The 6,310-nt window shown below is 68.6% G+C and carries 9 protein-coding genes; 7 read left to right on the forward strand and 2 right to left on the reverse strand.

The annotated features are described in order from the left end of the window. The 3 genes from P409_RS23105 to P409_RS23115 form a co-directional block, all read left to right on the forward strand. A partial coding sequence (locus tag P409_RS23105) for a thiamine pyrophosphate-dependent enzyme (RefSeq protein ID WP_238578747.1) occupies positions 1–740 on the forward strand: 740 nt, incomplete at its 5' end. Positions 741–903: 163 nt separating this feature from the next. Further along, the gene (iolE, locus tag P409_RS23110) at positions 904–1,800 is read left to right on the forward strand and encodes a myo-inosose-2 dehydratase (RefSeq protein WP_034844240.1); all 897 of its coding nucleotides are present in this window, start codon (positions 904–906) and stop codon (positions 1,798–1,800) included. Between the two features lie 100 nt (positions 1,801–1,900). Continuing rightward, positions 1,901–2,305 (forward strand): DoxX family protein, encoded by a 405-nt coding sequence (locus P409_RS23115; protein WP_034844242.1) that lies wholly within the window; start codon positions 1,901–1,903, stop codon positions 2,303–2,305. Between the two features lie 58 nt (positions 2,306–2,363). Here P409_RS23115 and P409_RS23120 read toward each other — a convergent pair whose 3' ends face one another. Beyond that, positions 2,364–3,143: an enoyl-CoA hydratase gene (locus P409_RS23120; RefSeq protein WP_034844244.1), complete on the reverse strand. Its 780-nt coding sequence runs from the start codon at positions 3,141–3,143 to the stop codon at positions 2,364–2,366. A gap of 37 nt (positions 3,144–3,180) precedes the next feature. After that, on the reverse strand, positions 3,181–4,011 hold the full coding sequence (gene mutM, locus P409_RS23125; protein ID WP_034844246.1) for a bifunctional DNA-formamidopyrimidine glycosylase/DNA-(apurinic or apyrimidinic site) lyase: 831 nt from the start codon (positions 4,009–4,011) through the stop codon (positions 3,181–3,183). A gap of 47 nt (positions 4,012–4,058) precedes the next feature. On the opposite strand from mutM, the gene P409_RS23130 reads away from it, so the two are divergent. The 4 genes from P409_RS23130 to coaBC all read left to right on the forward strand — a co-directional run. After that, positions 4,059–4,820 (forward strand): class I SAM-dependent methyltransferase, encoded by a 762-nt coding sequence (locus P409_RS23130; protein WP_052121248.1) that lies wholly within the window; start codon positions 4,059–4,061, stop codon positions 4,818–4,820. Positions 4,821–4,903: 83 nt separating this feature from the next. Next, positions 4,904–5,149: a type II toxin-antitoxin system CcdA family antitoxin gene (locus P409_RS23135; RefSeq protein WP_161790452.1), complete on the forward strand. Its 246-nt coding sequence runs from the start codon at positions 4,904–4,906 to the stop codon at positions 5,147–5,149. 7 nt (positions 5,150–5,156) lie between these two features. Continuing rightward, positions 5,157–5,453 carry a CcdB family protein gene (locus tag P409_RS41620; RefSeq protein ID WP_081991733.1) on the forward strand — a complete coding sequence of 99 codons (297 nt, stop codon included), beginning with the start codon at positions 5,157–5,159 and terminating at the stop codon, positions 5,451–5,453. A gap of 145 nt (positions 5,454–5,598) precedes the next feature. Continuing rightward, positions 5,599–6,310, forward strand: a 712-nt coding sequence (coaBC, locus tag P409_RS23145; protein WP_238578748.1) for a bifunctional phosphopantothenoylcysteine decarboxylase/phosphopantothenate--cysteine ligase CoaBC, incomplete at its 3' end; no start/stop codon positions are given.

Raw genomic sequence — 6,310 nt, forward strand, 5'->3', positions numbered from 1 at the left:
ATCGCGGAGTGGACCGCCTCGGTCGACCGCGCCACCGCCGCCAGCAACGCCCCCCTGCCTCCGACGCCCAGGTGCTGGGCGCGGTCAACCGCGCGGCCGGGCGCGGCGCCGTCGTGGTCTGCGCCGCCGGCGGCCTGCCGGGCGAGCTGCACAAGCTGTGGCGCACCGACGCGCCGGGCGGCTACCACCTGGAATACGGCTATTCCTGCATGGGCTACGAGATCGCCGGCGGCCTCGGCGTCAAGCTGGCCCGGCCGGACCGCGAGGTCTATGTGCTGGTCGGCGACGGCAGCTACATGATGATGAACTCCGAGATCGCGACCGCGGTGCAGCAGGGCGTCAAGCTCACCATCGTCGTGCTCGACAACCGCGGCTTCGGCTGCATCAACCGGCTGCAGAACGCCACCGGCGGCGCCTCCTTCAACAACCTGTTCCGCGACATCGAAGGCGCCCAGCCGATCGACTTCGCCGCCCATGCCGCCAGCATGGGCGCGGCGTCGGAGAAGGTGGCCGGCATCGCCGAGCTGGAGGGCGCCCTGCTGCGCGCCAAGGCGACCGACCAGACCAGCGTCATCGTCATCGACACCGACCCGGTGGTGACGACCGAGGCCGGCGGCGCCTGGTGGGACGTGGCCGTCCCCGAGGTCTCCGACCGCGACCCGGTGCGCCGGGCCCGCGCCGGCTACGAGCAGCAGCTGGCCGGCCATCCCGTCACCGGCGCTCCAACTGACGTTCGATGAAACCTTCCCCTTTCCTGTCGTCGCCGGGCTTGACCCGGCGATCCAGGGGCCACCGGGAGCCGCCCCTGCCGTCCTGGATGCCCGGATCAAGCCCGGGCATGACAGTGAAGGGGGCCTGGGCTGCCTCCCATACGACCAATCACCCTCTGACGAGACCGCCGCGATGACCGTCACCCTCGGCACCAACCCGATCGCCTGGAGCAACGACGACCTGCCGGAGCTGGGCGGCGAGACGCCGCTCGAGACCTGCCTGTTCGAGGCGCGCGAGGCCGGCTTCACCGGCATCGAGCTGGGCAACAAGTTTCCGCGCCAGGCCGACGCCCTGCGGCCGATCCTGGAGTCGCACCGCCTGTCCCTGATCTCGGGCTGGTACAGCGCCAACCTGCTCGACCGCTCGGTCGAGGAGGAGACCGCGGCGATGGAGCCGCATCTGGCCCTGCTCGCCGCGCTCGGCTGCAAGGTCATGGTGTTCTGCGACACCTCCGGCGCGGTGCATGGCGACCGCGGCACGCCGCTGACGCAGCGCCCGACCCTGCCCGAGGATACGTGGCCGGAATTCGGCCGCAAGCTCACGGCAGTCGGCGATCACATGGCGAAGCGCGGCGTGCGGCTGGCCTATCACCACCACATGGGCACGCTGGTGCAGAGCGAGGCCGAGGTCGATCTCCTGATGCAGCACACCGGCCTGTCGGTCGGGCTGCTGCTCGATTCCGGCCACATGACCGTGGCCGGCGGCGACCCGGCGGCGCTGGCCAAACGCTATGCCAGCCGCATCAACCACGTCCATGCCAAGGACGTCCGCCGCGACGTGCTGCAGAAGGTCCGCGACGAGGATTGGAGCTTCCTCGACGGCGTCATCGGCGGGCTGTTCACCGTGCCGGGCGACGGCATGGTCGATTTCCCGCGCATCTTCGACGCGCTGCCGAAGAGCTACAGCGGCTGGATGGTGGTGGAAGCCGAGCAGGACCCGGCCAAGGCGCATCCGCTGACCTATGCCCGGCTGGGCTACCGCAACCTGTGGAAGTTCGCGACCGGCGCCGGCTTCGAGGTGAAGAGCTGACGTCCGCGCCCGTCAACACACTGTTTATGCAGATTTCTCCATCCGGGCGAAGCGGTTGATGTCATAGTGTCGCATCGAATCAACTCACCCGGATGGTGAAATGTCGGCCTTTTCTTCTTTCTTCGCTTTCTTCGCCCGCATCTTCCTCGCCGTCCTGTTCGTCGTCTCCGGCTGGGGCAAGCTGACCGGCTTCGAAGGCACGGTTGGCTATGTCGCCTCCAACGGCCTGCCGGTGCCGCAGCTCTTCGCCGCGCTGACCATCCTGGTCGAGCTCGGCGGCGGCATCCTCCTGATCCTCGGCCTGTTCTCGCGCCTGGCCGCCTTCATCATGGCCGGCTTCACCCTGCTGACCATCGTTGTCGTCCATCACTTCTGGACCATGGCCGATGCCGAGATGCAGATGAACCAGCTGATGGCGATGAAGAACCTCGCCATCGCCGGCGGCCTCCTGATGGTCACCGCCTTCGGCCCCGGCGCCTGGGCGATCGGCCCCGGCCGCGACTGAACGAGATCGCAGCGCTGACGTGAAGACGGCGGGCCTCGGCCCGCCGTTTTCGTTCGGCTCAGCGGTGCTTGAACCGAGCCGGCCGCTTCTCGGCGAAGGCCGCCATGCCCTCGCGCCGGTCCTCGGTGGCGAAGGTGGCGTGGAACAGCCGCCGCTCGAACAGGATGCCTTCGGCCAGCGGCGTCTCGTCGGCGCGGTGCACCGCCTCCTTCGCCATCATCGTGATCGGCAGCGAATAGCCGGCGATCGTCTCCGCCGCCTTCACCGCCTCCGCCAGCAGCTCGGCCGCCGGCACGACGCGGGCGACGAGGCCCGACCGCTCGGCCTCCGCCGCATCCATCATCCGGCCGGTCAGCACCAGGTCCATCGCCTTGGACCGGCCGATCAGCTTGGTCAGGCGCTGGGTGCCGCCGGAGCCGGGGATGGTGCCCAGCTTGATCTCCGGCTGGCCGAACTTCGCCGTGTCGGCGGCGATGATGAAGTCGCACATCATCGCGATCTCGCAGCCGCCGCCGAGGGCATAGCCGGCCACCGCGGCGATGATCGGCTTGCGCAGCTTGACGATGCAGGTCCAGTTCTCGATCAGGTTGCCGCGATAGGCGGCGATGAAGTCCTTCGACGCCATCTCCTTGATGTCGGCGCCGGCGGCGAAGGCCTTCTCCGACCCGGTCAGGACGACGGCGCCGACATCGTCATCGGCGTCGAAGGCCGCCAGGGCCTGGGCGAGGTCCCGGAAGATCGCGTCGTTCAGGGCGTTCAGCGCCTGCGGCCGGTTCAGCGTGATCAGGCCGACCCGGCCCCGGGTCTCGACCAAGATGGTCTCGTAGCTGGCGGTCATGAGGTTTCCTCCGCATCGGGATTGATCGAACGCCCGGTCAGCGCTGGCAGACCGGGCAGAAGAAGGTGCTGCGGCCGGACTGGACCAGGCGCTGCACCGTGCCCCGGCATTTCGGAGTCCGGCACGGCTCGCCCTCGCGGTCATAGACCGACCAGGAATGCTGGAAATAGCCGAGCTCGCCATCGACCTGGACATAGTCACGCAGGGATGACCCGCCCGCCTCGATGGCGCGCTGCAGCACGGCCTTGATCTCCGGCACCAGCCGCGCCGACCGCACCCCCGCGACCGAGGCGGCGACCCGGCGGGGCGAGATATGCGCCGCCCACAGCGCCTCGCAGACATAGATGTTGCCCAGGCCGGCGACCACGCGCTGGTCCAGGAGCGCCGCTTTGATCGGCGTGATCTTGCGCGCCAGCGCCTGGTCGAGATAGGCGGCGTCGAACTCGTCCGACAGCGGCTCCGGCCCCAGCGCCTCCAGCGCCTTGTGGGCGTGCAGTGCGTTCTGGCTGACTAGGTCCATCATGCCGAAGCGGCGGGTGTCGTTGAAGGTGACGACCGACCCGGCCTCGGTCTCGAACACCACATGGTCGTGCGGGCTGACGATCTCCGGCCGGCCCTGGCTGACCATCATCCGGCCGGACATGCCGAGATGGATCAGGAGCACCATGCCGTCGTCGAGATGGATCAGCAGGTATTTGGCGCGGCGGTCGAGCCGGACGATCCGGCGGCCGGTCAGCCGCTCGGCCATGCGCTCGGGCAGCGGGAAGCGCAGGTCGGGGCGGCGCTGTTCGACGCGGGCCAGGCGCTGGCCTTCCAGGACGGGCACCAGGCCGCGGCGAACGGTCTCGACTTCGGGAAGCTCGGGCATGGCCGGCACACTGGCACGACCCGGCGCCGGACGCTATGGTCCCGGCCATGAGCGACGCGCCCCACAATCCCGAGTCCCGTTGGTTCGGCGACACCGAGGTCGACCCGACGGAGAAGACCCACCGCGTCCACGGCGTGTTCACCAGCGTGGCCCGGCGCTACGACCTGATGAACGACCTGATGAGCGGCGGCGTCCACCGACTGTGGAAGGCCCAGCTCATCGCGGCCATCCGGCCCCGCCCGGGCGAAGTGCTGCTGGACGTGGCCGGCGGCACCGGCGACATCGCCTTCCGCTTCCTCGACCGCGCCGGCCCGACGGGCCGCGCCATCATCTGCGACCTGACCGAAGGCATGGTCGCGGTCGGCCGCGACCGGGCGATCGATCGCGGCCGCGTCGGCCCGATCCTGCACATGGTCGGCAACGCCGAATCGCTGCCGGTCGCCGACCGGTCGGTCGACGTCTACACCATCTCCTTCGGCCTCAGGAACGTGACCCGGATCGACGACGCGCTGCGCGAGGCGCGGCGGGTGCTGAAGCCGGGCGGGCGCTTCTTCTGCCTCGAGTTCAGCAAGGTGGTGCTGCCGGGCCTGGACCGCGCCTACGACCTCTATTCCCGCGCGGTGATCCCGCGCATGGGCAAGGTGGTGGCCAAGGACGAGGACAGCTACCGCTATCTGGTCGAGAGCATCCGCCGCTTCCCCGACCAGCCGAGCCTGGCCGAGCGAATCGAGGCCGCGGGGCTGGAGCGGGTGCGCTGGACCAATCTGTCGGCCGGCATCGCCGCGATCCACACGGGCTGGCGGATCTGAGGCTTTCGAGGGGCCGCAACGTTGAATGTATAGGGGATTGCGCATAGACTTGGCATCTATATGCGCATCGTGTGGATGAAATGATGCTCGTCCGTTACCGGGAAGACGCCCCGAAGAAGCCCGTCAACTGCAGCATGAACAGCGACCTCGTGGCCCGGGCGAAGGCCATGGGGATCAATGTCTCGGCCGCGGCCGAAGCCGGCCTCCTCACCGCCGTCGAACAGGCCGAACGCCGGCGGATTCAGGAGGAGACCGATGCTTTGATGAGGTTCTGGAACGATCACGAGGCTCGATTCGGATCGCCTGCCGACGAGTATTGCGAGATCTGAAGCGTCGATGGCGCAATTCGACGTGCATCGGAATCTTGGAACGACGAGGGCCGAATTTCCTTACTTCGTCGTCCTGCAGTCGAGTTTGTTCCAGGAATCTCGGAGGCGCGTGGTCATCCCGCTGACCCGCGCTATTTCCAGGCTTCCGCAGGGTGAACGGTTGAATCCAGTGTTCGAGATCGAGGGGGAATCCTTCTCCCTGATGACTTTGGCCACTCTCAGCCTTCCGAAAGATCGTCTGGGCCGCTGGTCACCAACCTCACCGCCGAGAGCGACGCCATCATCGCCGCGATCGACTGGATGATGAACCGAGGCTTTGGGTAGGATTTCACGGCCGCCGTCGCGCATTTCGTCGCAAGCGGCGATCGTAGGGCTTGCCGAATCCGGCTGAGCGCCCTAAAGAACATTCATGCGATGTAGTTCGCCTCCGCCGTCCCCGAGGACCTGCCGTGACGCTGACGCTGCGTGACCGCCGCATCCTGCTGGTCATCGCGGGCGGCATCGCCGCCTACAAATCGCTGGACCTGATCCGGCGCCTGCGCGAGCGGGGCGCCCGGGTGCGCTGCATCCTGACCCAGGCGGCGACCGAATTCGTCACGCCCCTCGCCGTCTCCGCCCTCACCGAGGACAAGGTCTATCGCGAGCTGTTCTCGCTGACCGACGAATCGGAGATGGGCCATATCCGCCTGTCGCGCGACGCCGACCTGCTGGTGGTGGCCCCGGCCACCGCCAACATCCTGGCGCGGATGGCCGCCGGCCTGGCCGACGACCTGGCCACCACCGCCCTGCTCGCCACCGACAAGCCGGTGCTGGTGGCGCCGGCGATGAACGTCCGGATGTGGGACCACCCGGCGACGCGAGACAACCTGGCGCTGCTGCAGCGGCGCGGCGTGCGCGTGGTCGGGCCGAATCCCGGCGAGATGGCCTGCGGCGAATACGGCCCCGGCCGGATGTCCGAGCCGTTGGAGATCGTCGCCGCCGTCGAGGCTTACTTCGAAGAGTTCGACCGCTTCGGCACCGCCGGCCCGCTGCACGACCGGCACGTCATCGTCACCAGCGGCCCGACGCATGAGCCGATCGACCCGGTGCGCTACATCGCCAACCGCTCCTCCGGCAAGCAGGGCCACGCCATCGCCGCGGCGCTGCGCCAGGCCGGCGCTC

The sequence above is a fragment of the Inquilinus limosus MP06 genome, from assembly GCF_000767795.1.
GTDB classification, from domain to species: Bacteria; Pseudomonadota; Alphaproteobacteria; order DSM-16000; family Inquilinaceae; genus Inquilinus; species Inquilinus limosus_E.